The sequence below is a fragment of the Amycolatopsis sp. NPDC089917 genome (assembly GCF_040684635.1).
Lineage (GTDB): Bacteria > Actinomycetota > Actinomycetes > Mycobacteriales > Pseudonocardiaceae > Amycolatopsis.
In genome coordinates this window covers 241108-256769 of record NZ_JBFBGL010000002.1, presented here as the reverse complement: position 1 = coordinate 256769, position 15662 = coordinate 241108, and the positions used below count along the sequence as shown (strand labels likewise).

Below are 15662 nucleotides of genomic sequence, written 5' to 3'. Positions count from 1 at the left end.
GTTTTTGCAGTCTCTCCGGGGACGTTTCCCCTGTCAAGCGGCCCGATCCGGGCCGCTTGGATCAGGCGACCTTGGCGGCCGCCGCGAGGATGACCTCCGCGACGACGTCCGGCCGCGAGACCGACACCGCGTGCGAGGCGTCGATCCTGGTGACCTCCGAACCGGCACGCTCGGACATGAACGCCTGCGCGGCGGCGGGGATCGCGTGATCCCGCTCGGCGATCAAGGCCCAGGACGGCACGTTCTTCCACGCCGGCTCGCCGTCGAACGGGGTGGCGAGCGCGCGCTCGGTGACCGGGCGCTGGGTGACGGCCATGACGTCGGCGGTCTCCACGGGAACGTCGGCGGCGAACACGTCCGAGAAGTTCTCGGGCTTGATCGACAGCTCACCCTGGGCGGCGAGGACGTTCGTGGTGTCCGGTCCGAGCTTGCCGCCCTCGAACCGGCCGGACAGCTCGAACACGCTCTCCCCCGCTTCCGGCTGGAAAGCGGCGATGTAGACGAGCGCCTTGACGTTCGGCGCGGTGGTGGCCGCGCGGCTGATCACCACGCCGCCGTAGGAGTGCCCGGCCAGGACCACGGGGCCGTCCACTCCGTTGACGACGTCGGCGACGTAGTCCGCGTCGGACTCGATCCCGCGCAGCGGGTTCGACGCGGCCAGCACCCGGTAGCCCTGCTCACGCAGCTTCGGGACGACGCCGTTCCAGCTGGACGAGTCGGCGAAAGCACCGTGGACCAGGACGATGGTGGACTTCTGGTTGCTCATCGTGGCTCCTTCGAAATCTGCGAGAACGATCGGTCTTTCTGCCTGAACAATGCTCGCCCGGAACCCCTTCCGCAACGTGACGAAGGCGACCTGGCGGAATGACCGTTCTTTCTCTAGAGTTGAGAGATGCCGACCGCCGACCGGGACGTACACCCGAAAGTCCGGCTGCTCGAGACAGCGTCACGGCTGTTCTACGCCGAGGGCATCCACGCCGTCGGAGTGGAGCGCCTGGTCTCCGAAGCGGCCGTGACCAGGGCGACCTTCTACCGTCACTACCCCACCAAGGACGACCTCGTCGCCGCGTACCTGAGCACGACGAGCGAGCGGATCCGCGCGGGCGTCAGCTCGGTGACCAGCGACAAGCCCGCCCGCGAAGCCCTGCTCGCCGCGCTGGGCATCGTCGGCGACCGGACGCTCGACGACGACTTCCGCGGCTGCCAGTTCCTCAACGCCGCAGCCGAATACCCCGACCCCGCGCACCAGGTCCGCCGGGTCATCGACGACCACCGGGACTGGTTCTTCGGTGCCCTCCGCGATCTGGCGCGCGACGCGGGGCATGCCGACCCCGAGCACGCCGCCCGCACCCTCGTCCTGCTCCGCGACGGAGCGCTGCACGGCGGGAATCTCGACGACGCCGAGACCGTGCGCACGACGTTGCGGCGAGCGGTCACCGACGTCGTCAGCTGAGCCTTCGCGCGGCCGCGGCACGGACCCGCTTGGTCCGGCCGCCCTCGGCGAGCACCGCCAGCGCCTCCGGCGACGTGCTCTGCTCGGAAACCTTGCGCTGCAGCCAATCCGTCGCCACGAGCAGGTCCTCGGCCCGCCACGGCGTGCCGAGGACGATCGCCCGGAGCAACGTCCACTCCCCCAGTCTGCGCCGCAGGAACAGGCGGCCTTCGACCAGGCCCGCGATCCGGTCCGCCCACGCCGGATAGGACGGCAGCAGGTGCAACGCGGCCGCCCGGTCGTCGAGATGGCCGGAAACGGCCGATTCGGCCATCACCGTGTCCGGATCGCCGAGCACCTCGGCCACCAACGCCGCTTCGTCGGCATCCTTCACCCGGGCCAACGACAGGCGGTAGCCGGCATGGCGCGCGTGCTCGGGCGGTTCGTCGTCCACAGGGGACATTCTTGCCCATGTCCCGCCCGGCGTCGTCGTCACGGACAGGACATCGCGCCTTCTCGACGGTCGTAACAAGTGCTACCTTCGCGGGAGGGGGCAGGCCGGACCGAGGAGCGGCGACGATGAGGCTTTCCCCCAGCGCGCACGTCGACCCCTTCTGCCGCGACCGGCTGCCGCCCGCCGACCAGTGGCCGGAGCTCGTGTTCGACCTCCCGGAACTGCGCTATCCCGACCGCCTGAACGCCGCGGCCGCCCTGCTCGACGAGACCGTCGCGCGGTTCGGACCGGACAGGCCCTGCCTGCTCTCCCCCGCCGAAACGTGGACCTACGGCGAGGTCCTGGCCCGCGCCAACCGGGTCGCCCACGTTCTCGTCACCGACTTCGGTGTCGTACCCGGCGACCGGGTCCTGCTGCGGGGCACCAACACCCCGTGGCTCGCGACGGCCTGGCTCGCCGTGCTCAAGGCGGGCGCGGTGGCCGTCACGACCATGCCCATGCTTCGGCGAGCGGAACTCGACAAGATCGTCGCCCGCGCGAAGCCCGCGATCGCCGTCTGCGACGAGCGCCTGGTGGACGAACTCCCGCCGGAGCTGCCTGTCGTGTCCTATGGCACGGACCTCGCCGCCCGCGCGGAACGGCATCCGGCGACCTTCGACGACGTCCCGACCGCGGCCGACGACGTCGCGCTGCTCGCCTTCACCTCCGGTACGACCGGATCCCCCAAGGCGACGATGCACTTCCACCGCGATCTGCTCGCGATCGCCGACACGTTCTCCCGGCACGTCCTGCGGCCGACGCCGGACGACCTCTTCTGCGGAACGCCGCCGCTGGCCTTCACCTTCGGCCTCGGCGGGCTGCTGATCTTCCCCTTGCGCGCGGGAGCGGCGACGCTCCTGGTCGAACGCGCGACTCCGGCGGAACTCGCCGCCATCGTCGCCGGCAAAGGCGCCACCGTCCTCTTCACCGCCCCGACCGCGTATCGGGCGATCCTGAACGCCGGCGACGGAGTACTCCTGGCCGGAGTACGCCGGGCGGTCTCGGCGGGCGAGTCGCTCCCCGCTCCCGTGGCCGAGCGGTACCGGGAGGTCGTCGGACGGCCGCTCATCGACGGACTCGGCAGCACCGAAATGCTGCACGTCTTCATCTCCGCCGCCGACGACGACGCGCGTCCTGGCGCGACCGGGAAGGTCGTCCCCGGCTACCGGGCCACCATCCTCGACATCGACGGCTCGCCCGTCCCCGACGGGACGCCGGGGTTCCTCGCCGTGCGAGGCCCCACCGGTTGCCGGTATCTCGAAGACCCGCGCCAGCGGGACTACGTGCGCGACGGCTGGAACCTCACCGGCGACACCTATGTCCGCGACGCCGACGGCTACTTCCGGTTCGTCGCGCGCAGCGACGACATGATCATCTCGTCGGGCTACAACATCGCCGCCCCCGAGGTCGAAGAAGTCCTGCTCACGCATCCGGACGTGGAGGAATGCGCGGTGATCGGCACCCCGGACCCGGACCGCGGTTCGATCGTGACGGCGTTCGTCGTGCCGCGCTCCGGCGTCGAACAGGGTGCCGAGTTCGCGCAGGCGCTGCAGGACCACGCGAAGGCGACCGCGGCGCCGTACAAGTACCCGCGCCGTGTCCGGTTCATCGAGGCGTTGCCGCGCAACGCGAGCGGGAAGCTGCAGCGCTATCGGCTGCGGGACCTGTGAGCTCAGTCCCGCAGTTCGGGCGTCAGCACGCTGCTGCGCTTCAGCCCCTTCGTCACCAGCCCGGTGTGCACGGACACCGCGAGCCGCGACCAGGCCGAGCCGGCGACGAACCGGTGCAGTGCCTCGACGTCGGGGAGGGTCACATCGGCCATCATCTGATGCTCTCCCATGGTGGCCGCGGCGTAGCGGACGTACGGCGAAGCGAGCAGTTCCCGCCCGAGTTCGTCCACATCGGACGGACGGCTGCGGATCCACAGCAAGGCCTCGATCGGCAGGCCCAGCACAGCGGGTTCGACCACGGCGCGGATGTACATCTTCCCGCTCCGGCGAAGCGACTCCACCCGGCGCCGCACGGTCGACTCCGACACCCCGGCGAGCCTGGCGAGTTCCTCGTGGGTGCGCCGTCCGTCCTCGCGCAGCGCCCGCACCAGCGCACGCTCCTCCGCGGTGAGGACGTCGCCGTCCGGAGACCGCGGCCGCGGGGTCGGCCGCGGCGGTCCGGCCAGCGCGGCCGCCTCCTCCGGGGTCAGGATCCCGGGCTGCCATTCGTGCACGGTCCGGTGGTACCTGGTGATCGGATCGGCGGTGACCTCGTGCAGCCCGGGGGTGGCTGCGAGCTCCTCCGACACGTAGACCGCGAGACGCTCCCGTGAGCAGCGCACTTCCGCGACCACTTCGGCCTGCCCGGTCAGCAGGTAGCAGAAGCTCGTCTCCGGGCGGCGCGCCAGCGCGGTGCCGGCGGTCCTGGCCAGACCGGGGCGGCTTCTGGCGCGCACCAGCATCGGCACCCCGTGCGGTGTCACCGCGATCACGGTAACGGTCCCGTTCTCCAGCAGCCGGGCCCCGCGCCTGGCCACGGTACGTTCGGGGGCGCCGAGCACCTCGGCGATCCGCCGCCAGGACGCCCGCCCGTCCACCTGAAGCGCACCGACGACGCGGAGATCGAGTGGATCCATTCGCCCATAATGTGGCCGATTCCACCAGATGTCGAGCAGACCTTGTCGGTCCTGGTCACCACGGCCGAGAATTCGACCACTCCCACTAGCCGATGGAGGACGTGATCGAAACCGAACTCTGCCACCTCCCCGCGATCGAGCTGGCGAAGCGGCTACGCACCCGTGAAGTCAGCGCGCGAGAAGTGGTGACCGCCCATCTCGACCGCGTCGAACGGGTCAATCCCGGGATCAACGCGATCGTCACGCTGACCGCGGACCAGGCCCTCGCCGACGCCGCCGCGGCGGACGAGCGGCTGGCCCACGGCGAGGAAGTCGGTCCGCTGCACGGGATCCCGGTGGCCCACAAGGACAACCACGACGTCGCCGGGGTGCGCACCACCTACGGTTCACCGCTGCTCGCGGACAACGTCCCGACCGCGCATTCACCCATCGTGGAACGGATGCGCGCCGCGGGCGTGATCACGCTGGGTAAGACGAACATCCCCGAGTTCGGCGCGGGTTCGCACACGATGAACCCGGTCTTCGGGACGACTCGCAACCCGTATCGGCCCGAGTTGTCCGCCGGTGGCAGCAGCGGCGGGGCGGCCGCGGCACTGGCCGCCGGGCTGCATCCGCTCGCCGACGGCAACGACATGGGCGGGTCGTTGCGCAATCCCGCGTCGTTCTGCAACGTGGTCGGGCTGCGGCCGTCTCCCGGCCGGGTCCCCGCCGGACCCGGCGGCCTCCCCGCCTCGTGGCTCGCCGTGCACGGCCCGATGGCCCGCACCGTCGCGGACGTCGCGCTCCTGCTGTCGGTGATCGCCGGCCACGATCCCCACAGCCCGTTCAGCCTGCGGGAGCCGTCCGCGCCGTTCGCGGAGCCCTTGGACACCGACCTCACCGGGCTACGGGTGGCCTGGTCCCCCGATCTCGGCGGACTCCCGGTCGACCCCGCCGTCAGCCGGGTGCTCGAACCGGCGGTGAAGGTGTTCGGCGACCTCGGCTGCGAGGTCGAAGAGGCCACCCCCGACCTCACCGACGCGGACGAGGTCTTCCGGACCCTGCGTGCCCGGATCTTCCACCTGAACCTCGGCGCGCTGGCCGAGGCCCATCCCGGCCGGATCAAGAAGACTCTCGCCGCCGAGATCGCGTACGGCGGCACGCTCAGCGGGCAACAAGTGGCGAACGCCAACGTCCTCCAGTCCCGGCTCGTCGCCTCGACGCGCGAGTTCTTCTCGAAGTACGACCTGCTGCTGGCGCCGGTCAGTCAGGTGGCGCCGTTCCCGGTCGGCTGGGAGTACCCGGAAACCGTCGCCGGGCGCGGAATGCGCGACTACATCGACTGGATGCGGTCGTCCTCCGCCATTTCGGCGACCCGATGCCCGGCGATCTCGGTCCCCGCCGGCTTCACTCCCGACGGCGGCCCGGTGGGGCTGCAGATCGTCGGCCCGCATCGAGGTGAACTGAACCTGCTTCGCGCGGCCCACATGTTCGAGCAGGCGACACGGTACGGCGAACGTCGTCCCGAGCTTCCCTGACCGCCGTCCGGTCGTCCGTCACGCCTCCTCGCCACGCCGTCCGAGAGCGTGGAACAGCGCCGTGGCGAGGACGAGGCCCTCCCGGGCGATCGGGGCGAGCAGATGCTCGTCGGGCGCGTGCTGCAGGCAGCCCGGGTAGGAATGCGGCAGCCACAACGTCGGCAGGCCGAGGACGTCGGTGAACACGTGGTTCGGCAGGCCGCCGCCGAAGCTCGGCAAGATCGCGACCGGACGATCGGAAACCTCGTCGAGGACACCCTGCGCCCAGCCCGCCCACGGGTCGTCGACCGGAGTCCGGCTGGCGACGAAACTGGCTTCGGCGATGACGTCGACCATCGAGAACCCCCGCGCGGCGAGGTGTTTCGTGATCGCCTCGCCCACTCCGTCGACGTCGGTGCCCGCGACGTAGCGCAGCTGGAGCATCGCGCGAGCCCGGCCGGGAATGGCGTTCACCGGCCGGTCGATGTCGGCCGCGCCGAGCGACAGGACTTCGAGGGTGTTCCAGCCGTACAGCCGCTCGGCCGCGGTCAGTGCGGTGTCGCCCCAGCCCTCGTCGAGCGCCGGATCTCCCGGCGTGGTCCCGATTTCGAGGTCGGTGAGCGCCGCGCGGACGCTGTCCGGGAGTTCGGGCGGCAGGAGTTCCGGCACCTGGACGCGGCCGTGCCCGTCGACGAGACAGGCGATCGCCCCGGTGAGGGTGGTGGCGGGATTGCGCAGCACGCCTCCCCAGTTCCCGGAGTGGTAGGCGTCGGGACGGAGGTCGACGTCGAGGGCGATCCGGACGCTGCCCCGCGCGCCGAGGAACAGTGTCGGCGTCGCCGCGTCCAGGCGCGGGCCGTCGGAGGCGATGAGGACGTCGGCGCTCAGTTCCTCCCGATGCGCCGCGACGAACGCGTCGAGACCGGGTGAACCGATCTCCTCCCCGGTCTCGAACAGGAACTTGAGGTTGAACCCGAGCGACCCGGTCTCGGCGAGGAGCAGCCTGAGCGCGGTCAGGTTGACCAGATGCTGCCCCTTGTTGTCCGCCGAGCCGCGGCCGTACCAGCGTTCGCCGTCGGCGGTCAGCGTCCACGGGTCGCGGCCTTCGCTCCACTCGCCCTCGTGCCCGGCGACGACGTCGGCGTGGCCGTAGCACAGCAGCGTCGGCAGCTCCGGGGATTCGGCCCGGGCGCCGATCAGGAAGGGGCCGCCGTCCGGATCGGGGTTGGGATAGGTCGTCACGACACAGCCGAGCGCGTTCAGCGCCGGGGTCAGCACCTCGTCGAGGTATGCCTTGATGGCCACGCGGCCGCTCGGACGGTCGCTCACGGTCGGATACCGGACGAGTTCGGCGAGCTCGGCGAAGAAGGCCCCCGAGTCGACGTGTTCCTGCGCCTTCGAGACCAGTTCTGCGGGGATGGCCACGGTGTCTCCCGGTTCGGTCAACGGATCAGCACTCCGGGATTGAGGATGCCGGCCGGATCGAGGGCGGTCTTGGCGGCGGTGAGCGCGGCCGCGAACGGATCGGGGCGCTGCCGGTCGTACCAGGGCCGGTGGTCGCGGCCGACGGCGTGGTGATGGGTGATCGTGCCGCCGTGGCCCGCGATCGCCTCGGAGACGGCGGCCTTGATCTCGTCCCACTGCGCGACCGTGCTCCCCCAGCGTCCGGCGGCGTAGATCCCGTAGTAGGGCGCGGGTCCGTCGGGATAGACGTGGGTGAAGCGGCAGGTGACGACACCGGCGCCGCCGCACACCTCGTCGATCGCGGCGCGTGCCGCCGAGGTGACCGCGTCGTGGAACTCGTCGAAGGCGTCCCAGGTGCAGGCGGTCTCGAAGGTCTCGACGATGAGCGACCGGCGGGCCAGGGCGTCGCGCTGATACGGCATCCGCAGGAACGACGAACGCCAGGCCGACGCGCTGTCCTGGCTTCGGGAATCCTTGCCGCGTCTGGCTTTCACGACCCCGCCGTGCCCCGCGGTCAGTTCGAGCGCGCGCTCCAGCCAGGTGCCGACCGGATGATCCGCGGACTCGAACCCGATCAGGAGCAGTCCGCCGCCCACGCTCGCGCCCGCGTTGATGAAGGCTTCGGCCGGGTCGAGGAGACGGCAGTTCGACGGGTGGAGCCCGGACTGCGCGATCGCGCGGGTGGCGGCGACCGCGTCTTCCTGGCGCTCGAAGGCGACCGAGGCGGTGACCTGCCAGACCGGCCTGTCCTGCAGGCGCATCCAGGCTTCGGTGATCACGCCGAGCGTGCCTTCGGAACCGAGGAACATCCGGTCCGGCGAGGGGCCGGCGCCCGATCCGGGCAGGCGCCGCGATTCGCTGATCCCGGCCGGGGTGACGACGCGCACCGACTCGGTGAGGTCGTCGATATGCGTGGCGAGCGTGGCGAAATGCCCGCCCGCGCGGGTGGCGAGCCAGCCGCCGAGCGTGGAATGGGCGAACGACTGGGGGAAATGCCGCAGGGTCAGGCCCAGCGGGCGCAGACGGTCTTCCAGCGCCGGACCGAAGATCCCGGCCTGGATCCGGGCCGCGCGGCTGACCGTGTCCACTTCGAGCACGGTGTCGAGACCCGCCAGGTCCATCGACACCGCCGGACCGTCGAACCTCGGTTCGATCCCGCCGACCACGGAACTCCCGCCGCCGTAGGGAATCAGCGGGACTCCGGAGGCCGTGCACCAGTCGAGGAGGTCGACGACGTCCTGTTCCGTGCGCGGGCGGGCGACCAGATCCGGGACGTGGTCGAGTCTTCCGAGCAGGTTGCGGACGACGTCGCGGAAGGCCTTGCCCCGGGCGTGGGACAACCGGTCGACGGGTTCGTCGCTGCACAACGCGGCAAGCGTCCCGGGAGGCCGGATCCGCGATGCCGGGACGCCGAGCTCCGAAGGTTCCGGCGGGGCGTGGTCGGTGAAGTCGTGTCCCGGCAGGACGCCCGACGTGCGGGCGACCAGCGCGTCGGACTCGTCCTTGGACAGTTCGCCGTCGGTGGTGCCCCAGCCCCACCAGGACCGCTCTTCGGCCGGCATCGTCGCCTCCCTTCGATCTGACTCGCTAGTAAGTTACTTATCGGTCAGTTCTCGTGTCAACGCTCGCCAGGACGCTTCGCTAACGTGTGCCGTCGTGGTTCCCGCGAGACTCCCGCTGATCTACCTCGACGTCGACGGCCCGCTCATCCCCTTCGGGCTCGATCCCGGCCGGTACCCGGCCTTCGGACCCGCGCCGCGAGAAGACGAGAACCCGCTTCTCGGCAGGCTCGATCCGTCCCACGGCTCACGTCTGAAGGCACTTCCCGGCGAACTGGTCTGGGCCACGACCTGGACGCAGGACGCCAACGACTCCCTCACCCCGCGGCTGGGCCTGCCCCGGCTGCCGGTGGTGGACTGGCCCGAGCCGTCCGACACCGACGAGGCCGACGCGCTCATCGGCCTGCACTGGAAGACGCGCCCACTGCTGAACCACGCCGGAGACCGCCCGTTCGCCTGGATCGACGACGAGATCGCCGACGCCGACCGCGAATGGGTGACGGGACAGCACCCCGTTCCGGCTCTCCTGCTCCGGGTCGATCACCGCCGCGGCCTGACCGACGCCGACTACCGGCAGCTCGACGCGTGGCTGCGGGAATCCCGCCTCGCCTGACAACACAGGACAGCTCTGTTCCCCAGGACCGATTCGAGGCCTTCGACGCTTTACAACGTTGTATCAACGATGTAAAAACGTCCTGACGGCCAGCCGTGGCCCGGCTCACACCGGTTCCCACCGGCCACGGGGCCGTGGTTTCACGCCTGCACAAGTCCAGCGGGAGGCGCACCTCCGCCGAGGCGGCCGCCCCCGGAGAAGGGTGTCGAGCAGATGTTGCCAACGTTGTCACCACAACGCCCCCGGAAGCCGAGACGGTTTCGGAAGCCTCTGACCGCCGCGGTGGCCGCCATGGCCGCTTTGGCGCTGACGTCAGGATCCGCGACGGCCGCGGAGAGCGGCTGGAAGATGGGCAAGCCACGCATGACCACCCCGTGGACCGGCCAGGTGTCGCCCACCAACGCGTTGCCCGAGTACCCCCGGCCGCAGCTGGTGCGCGAGAACTGGCAGAACCTCAACGGGGTCTGGGAGTTCGCCGGCGCGGCAGCGGGCGAGGTCCCGCCGTTCGGCGAGAAGCTCGCCGAGAAGATCCTGGTCCCCTACCCCACCGAATCGGCGCTTTCGGGGATCCAGCGGCACGAGGACTACATGTGGTACCGCCGCACGTTCACCGTGCCCAAGAACTGGAACGTGGGCCGCGACAACACCCTGCGGATCAACTTCGGCGCCGTCGACTACAAGGCGAAGGTGTACGTCAACGGCAAGGAGGTGGCCGCGCACCAGGGCGGCTACGGCGCGTTCTCCGCGGACGTGACGTCGGCGCTGAAACCCAAGGGAGAGCAGGAGATCATCGTCGGCGTGGAGGACCGCGCCGACGCGACCTGGCAGCCCGTCGGCAAGCAGCGTCTCGTCCCCGACCGAGGGATCTTCTACGAAGGCGCCTCGGGCATCTGGCAGACGGTGTGGATGGAACCGGTCGCGGCCAAGCACGTCGGCACGCTCGGCATGGTCCCGGACCTCAAGTCCTCCACGCTCAAGCTCACCGTCGACACCGGCGGCAGCTCCGGGCTGACCGTCGAGGCCGTGGTCCGCGACGGCAGGAAGGTGGTCAGCCGCAGCAAGGCGTCCGCCGCGGGGACGATCTCGCTGCCGGTGCCCAAGGCGAAGCTCTGGTCGCCGGACTCGCCGTTCCTCTACGACCTGGACGTCGAGCTGAAGGACGGCCGCCGCACCGTCGACAAGGTGTCCTCCTACTTCGGCATGCGCGAGTACGGCACCACGAAGGGCGCCGACGGGAAACTCCGGTTCACCCTCAACGGCAAGATCCTCTTCCTGCAGTCCACTTTGGACCAGGGATACTGGCCGGACGGCATCTACACCGCGCCGACCGACCAGGCGCTGCGCTTCGACCTCGAACAGCACAAGGTCCTCGGCTTCAACACGGTCCGCAAGCACATCAAGACCGAACCCGATCGCTGGTACCACCACGCCGACAAGCTCGGCCTGCTCGTCTGGCAGGACATGCCGTCGATGCGCACCGGCGGCCGCCCGCCCGTGGACGCCCAGCAGCAGTTCAAGACCGAACTGAAGGAACTGGTGGACCAGAAGAAGAACTGGACCTCGATCGTCGGCTACGTGCCGTTCAACGAGGGCTGGGCGGAGTGGTCGCGCGAGGAGACCGGGAAGATCGCCGAAAGTGTCAAGGCCCAGGACCCGACCCGGCTGGTCAACGCGCACAGCGGGGTCAACTGCTGCGATTCGCTCGGTGACTCCGGCAAGGGTGACGTCCTCGACTGGCACTCCTACCCCGGTCCCGCCAAGCCGATGCCCGACGCCCACCGGATCTCGATCGACGGCGAACACGGTGGTTACGGCCTGGAGGTCAAGGACCACATGTGGTTCGGCGAAGGTCACGCCTACGAGATGGTGAAGGATCAGGCGACTCTCAACAGCCGCTACGTCCAGAACCAGCGCGACGTGCTCGCGTCGGCGCAGAGCTGCGGCATCAGCGGCTCGATCTACACGCAGATCACCGACGTCGAGCACGAGGTCAACGGCTTCTTCACCTACGACAGGCAAGTGAAGAAGATGGACTTCGCGCAGGTGCGCGCGGTCAATCAGGCGATCATCCGCAACGCCGACGGCAGCGGTTCCGGCGCTCCCGACCCGGGCCCCGGCACTCCGGGGATCACCGGCGTGCACGCCTACAAGTTCGACGAGGGCACGGGATCCACCGCCGCCGACTCGGTCGGCACGGCGAACGCCGCGCTGACCGGCACGCACTGGACGGGCGGTGTCGAGGGCGGCGCGCTGGCCTTCGCCGGCAACGGCCAGGCCGACACCGGGGCGACCCTCGTCACCACCGCGGGCAGCTACTCGGTCTCGGCGTGGGCGAAGCTGGACGAGGCCGGTGGCGCGTTCCAGACCGTCGTCAGCCAGGACACCGGCCGCGACAGCGCGTTCTTCCTGCAGTACTCCGGGCAGGACCAGCGGTGGGCGATGAGCTTCGTCGGTCTCCGAGCCCTGTCGCCGGAGAAGCCGGAGGTCGGCAAGTGGTACCACCTGACCGGTGTCCGTGACGCCAAGGCGGGCACGCTCTCGCTGTACGTCGACGGCAAGAAGGTCGCCTCGCAGAACGCCTGCTCCGCCGCCGCGAGCACCGGTCACACGGTGATCGGGCGCGGTCAGTACGGCGGTCAGCAGGTCGACTTCCTGCGCGGCGCGGTGGACGACGTCCGGGTCTACGACCGGCCGCTGTCCGACGCCGAGGTCGCGACGCTGGCGAAGCGCGACTGATCCGGGACACGCGGCGCCGGGCCGGTCCCGGCGCCGCGTGTTCGGCACGACGGAAGATCCGGATCCCGCGCGGCACGAGAAGACTGGACGGCGAATTCCGTGATCGTCCGCGTGGAGGGATCGACTTGAAGGTCATCGCCATCGAAGAGCATTTCACCCATCCGACCTTGTACAACGAGGAAGGCGAGGGTGAACTGGGCGATCACCCGATCATGGCGGGGATCCGGAAGAAGCTCCGCGACCTCGGGCGCGGCCGGATCGCGGACATGGACGCGGCGGGCATCGACGTCCAGGTCCTGTCCCACGCTGTTCCCGGCGCGGAAGCGCTGAAGCCGGCGGAAGCGGGCCGCGCGAGCCAGGCGAACGACGCGCTCGCCGACGCGATCTCCCACCATCCCGGCCGGTTCGCCGGTTTCGCCGCCCTCCCGCTCCAGGCGCCGGACGCGGCGGCCGACGAACTCCGCCGCGCCGTCGAAGAACTCGGGCTGAAGGGCGCGATGCTCAACGGCCTCACCACCGGGCGTTTCCTCGACGACGCCGCGTTCCAGCCGGTGCTCGCCGCCGCCGAATCGCTCCGGGTCCCGCTCTACCTGCATCCGGCGCTCCCGCCGAAACCCGTGCTGGACGCCTATTTCTCCGGGCTTTCCGACCTGCAGGCGGACAACCTCGCGACCGCGGCCTGGGGCTGGCACTCCGAGACCGCGCTGCACCTGCTGCGGCTGATCGTCTCCGGCGTCCTCGACGAGTACCCGGATCTGCAGATCGTCATCGGCCACATGGGCGAGATGATCCCGTTCGCGCTGTCGCGGATCGACGTCGTGCTGACGCCGATCAACGAGCAGCTGCGCCAGCCGGTCGCGGACTACTTCAAGACCAATGTGCACATCACCACGAGCGGTTACGCGACCTTCCCGCCGCTGCACTGCGCGCTGGCCGTGCTCGGGGCCGACCGGATCATCTTCTCGGTCGACCATCCCTACACCCCGAACGAGCCGATGGTGAACCTGCTCAAGACCGCGCCGATCGACGAAGCCGACCGAGAGAAGATCGCGCACGGCAACGTCGAAAAGCTACTGAAGCTCAAGTAGAGGTCGCTGCTGGACTCTGGTACCTGAAGGCAGGCGCCGGTACCGAATGGGTCCAGGGGGTCGTGAGTGGTAAGTGTCGTTCTGACGGACTCGTATTTACCTACCTACTGGTGTGGCTGGTGAGTGTGGAGGATTTGGGACGTTGAACGTCCTAGATCCTCCACGCTCGGTTTCGTTGGTGAGGGATTCGGAGACTGAACGGGTCCAAGTTCTTCATCAAGGGGGCTCTGCTTCGTCTCTGTGGTGGGTGAAGCTTGTGCTGGATGGTGGTGTGGTCGACGGGGGAAGATTCCGGCCGTTGAGCGTCCGGAATCTTCCCCCGTCGCACCGTCTGCCACCAGGGGCGGCCCCGTCCCTGGTGGCGGTGAGGGAACTGGGACATTCAGCGTCCCAATTCCCTCACCGTCGAGCCCGGCAGCCGAGGAACCGCCACCCTCGCGCAGGTCAGGCGTAGGTAGGTAAATGCCGGTCCGTTCTAACCCCACTTACCACTCACGACCCGCTGACCCGCTCCACCCAGTCGCGCACGACGTCGTCGAGAACGGGCAGCGGCACCTGCCCGTTCCCCAGCACGACGTAGTGGAAGTCGCGGATGTCGAAGGCCTCGCCCAGGCGTTCCTCGGCGAAGGCGCGCAGCCGCTGGATCTCCAGCCTGCCCGTCATGTACGACAGCGCCTGGCCGGGCCATTCGATGTACCGATCGGTCTCCGATCGCACCTCGGCGTCGCTGAGCACGCAATGCTCGGTGAGGTAGTCGACGCACTGCTGCCGCGTCCAGCCCAGCGCGTGCAACCCGGTGTCGACGACGAGCCGCGCCGCGCGCAAGGAGTCCTCCGCGACCATGCCCAGCCGCATCACGTCGTCGGAGTACAGGCCCATCTCGTCGGCGAGCCGTTCGGTGTAGAGCGCCCAGCCCTCGTCGAACGCCGAGAGCGGGACGAGCTTGCGCAGCGGCGGCACTCCTTCGAGCCCGAAGGACACACAGGCCTGGAAGTGGTGTCCTGGAACGGCTTCGTGGAAGGCGACGGACTCGGCGATGAACCGGAACCGCTCGGTCACCCGGTAGGCGTTGGTGGTGTAGACGCCGGGACGGCTGCCGTCGGCCGAAGGTGGCATGTAGTAGGCCTGGGCGGCCGACGGGCCATCCGCCTCCGGCACGGCGCGGACGACGCATTCGGCGGACGGCACCTGCCGGAACCAGCCGGGTGCCGCGGCCGTTGCCCGCGCGACCGCTTCCGTCGCGGTCGTGATCATCTCGTCCGCGTCCCGCCAGCGCAGCGAAGGATCCGTGCGCAGCAGCCGCCGGACCGCGACGGGGTCGTCCTCGCCGAACACGACGGCGCCGAGCCTCCGGTACTCCTCGTCGAGCGCCCGCCCGATCGCGAGGCCGGTCTCGTGCAGTTCCTCCGGCGAGGCCCCGGTCGTGGTGTGCGTCTTGACCAGCCCCGCGTAGCTCTCCTTGCCGCCTTCCAGCCAGCAAAGACCCGGCCGCTCGTCGGGACGGCCGTGCCCGGCGATCTCCCGGGCGAGCACCTCTCGATAGGCGACGAGCGCCGGCCGCACCTTCTCGGTGAACAGCCGCTCCGCGCGGTCACCGGTCACGGCCGGGACGATCAGTGAGCTGGGTTCGGCGGCCAGGAGCCGGTCGAGGTGCTCGACGGCGTTGCGCACGGCGCGTTCCACCGGCGTCCGGCCGCTCTTGATCCCGGCGCGATGCCGGCCCGCCAGCGTCGCGAAGAATTCCGGCAACGCCGCCAGCCTCGCCAGGTAGTCCTCCTCCGCCTGCTCCCCCGACGGTTCCAGCTGCGGAAGCCAGGACAGCGCCCCGATGCCCTCGGAGGCCATCGGCTCGGCGACGATGAACTCGCACAGCCGCGCGTCCAACCTGGTCAGGAGCGATTCGGCGTGATGCGTCACCACGCCGAGCGTGATCCGGTCCGGATCCGCGGACCGGGCGGCCTGTCCGGCAATCCGGACGGCCTTTTCCCTCAGCCGGGCGTCACCGGCCTCCGAGACGTCCCGTAACTCACGATCGTGCCCCGGGATGTTGTCGAAAGTCGCCATCAAGGGCATCTCGGTCGCGAGTACGTCAAGAAGTTCGTCGGCCAGCTCGGCCGCCGTCGGCTCATTCCCCATATCCGACACTTACCAGAGC

12 protein-coding genes are annotated in these 15662 nt (G+C 69.9%); 6 read left to right on the top strand and 6 right to left on the bottom strand.

All coding sequences use genetic code 11. The features are described from left to right. Positions 1–61 precede the first annotated feature (61 nt). Positions 62–766 (bottom strand): alpha/beta hydrolase, encoded by a 705-nt coding sequence (locus AB0N89_RS03310; RefSeq protein ID WP_364199676.1) that lies wholly within the window; start codon positions 764–766, stop codon positions 62–64. Between the two features lie 126 nt (positions 767–892). Between AB0N89_RS03310 and AB0N89_RS03305 the strand changes: the two genes are divergently transcribed. Continuing rightward, the gene (locus AB0N89_RS03305; protein WP_364199674.1) at positions 893–1453 is read left to right on the top strand and encodes a helix-turn-helix domain-containing protein; all 561 of its coding nucleotides are present in this window, start codon (positions 893–895) and stop codon (positions 1451–1453) included. Here AB0N89_RS03305 and AB0N89_RS03300 read toward each other — a convergent pair. Further along, positions 1446–1886, bottom strand: a complete 441-nt coding sequence (locus AB0N89_RS03300) for a hypothetical protein (RefSeq protein ID WP_364199672.1) — start codon at positions 1884–1886, stop codon at positions 1446–1448. The two genes, AB0N89_RS03305 and AB0N89_RS03300, sit on opposite strands and share 8 nt — an antisense overlap. 125 nt (positions 1887–2011) lie before the next feature. On the opposite strand from AB0N89_RS03300, the gene AB0N89_RS03295 reads away from it, so the two are divergent. Beyond that, complete coding sequence (locus AB0N89_RS03295; protein WP_364199670.1) at positions 2012–3595, top strand: AMP-binding protein; 1584 nt, start codon at positions 2012–2014, stop codon at positions 3593–3595. A 2-nt stretch (positions 3596–3597) separates the two neighbouring features. On the opposite strand, the gene AB0N89_RS03290 is transcribed toward AB0N89_RS03295, so the two are convergent. Next, entirely contained in the window at positions 3598–4551 is a 954-nt protein-coding gene (locus tag AB0N89_RS03290; RefSeq protein ID WP_364199668.1) for an Lrp/AsnC family transcriptional regulator, read from the bottom strand. Between the two features lie 92 nt (positions 4552–4643). On the opposite strand from AB0N89_RS03290, the gene AB0N89_RS03285 reads away from it, so the two are divergent. Further along, positions 4644–6068 carry an amidase gene (locus AB0N89_RS03285; RefSeq protein WP_364199667.1) on the top strand — a complete coding sequence of 475 codons (1425 nt, stop codon included), beginning with the start codon at positions 4644–4646 and terminating at the stop codon, positions 6066–6068. A gap of 18 nt (positions 6069–6086) precedes the next feature. On the opposite strand, the gene AB0N89_RS03280 is transcribed toward AB0N89_RS03285, so the two are convergent. Together AB0N89_RS03280 and AB0N89_RS03275 are read right to left on the bottom strand one after the other, a co-directional pair. Beyond that, positions 6087–7472 carry a M20 family metallopeptidase gene (locus AB0N89_RS03280; RefSeq protein ID WP_364199665.1) on the bottom strand — a complete coding sequence of 462 codons (1386 nt, stop codon included), beginning with the start codon at positions 7470–7472 and terminating at the stop codon, positions 6087–6089. Between the two features lie 17 nt (positions 7473–7489). Continuing rightward, positions 7490–9073: an FAD-binding oxidoreductase gene (locus AB0N89_RS03275; RefSeq protein WP_364199663.1), complete on the bottom strand. Its 1584-nt coding sequence runs from the start codon at positions 9071–9073 to the stop codon at positions 7490–7492. 94 nt (positions 9074–9167) lie between these two features. Between AB0N89_RS03275 and AB0N89_RS03270 the strand changes: the two genes are divergently transcribed. The 3 genes from AB0N89_RS03270 (at position 9168) to AB0N89_RS03260 (ending at position 13507) form a co-directional block, all read left to right on the top strand. Then, on the top strand, positions 9168–9683 hold the full coding sequence (locus AB0N89_RS03270) for an HAD domain-containing protein (protein ID WP_364199662.1): 516 nt from the start codon (positions 9168–9170) through the stop codon (positions 9681–9683). 291 nt (positions 9684–9974) lie between these two features. Further along, entirely contained in the window at positions 9975–12419 is a 2445-nt protein-coding gene (locus tag AB0N89_RS03265; protein WP_364199660.1) for a LamG-like jellyroll fold domain-containing protein, read from the top strand. 125 nt (positions 12420–12544) lie between these two features. Then, complete coding sequence (locus tag AB0N89_RS03260) at positions 12545–13507, top strand: amidohydrolase family protein (protein WP_364199658.1); 963 nt, start codon at positions 12545–12547, stop codon at positions 13505–13507. Between the two features lie 492 nt (positions 13508–13999). On the opposite strand, the gene AB0N89_RS03255 is transcribed toward AB0N89_RS03260, so the two are convergent. Continuing rightward, entirely contained in the window at positions 14000–15643 is a 1644-nt protein-coding gene (locus tag AB0N89_RS03255) for a DUF885 domain-containing protein (RefSeq protein WP_364199656.1), read from the bottom strand. Positions 15644–15662 lie beyond the last annotated feature (19 nt).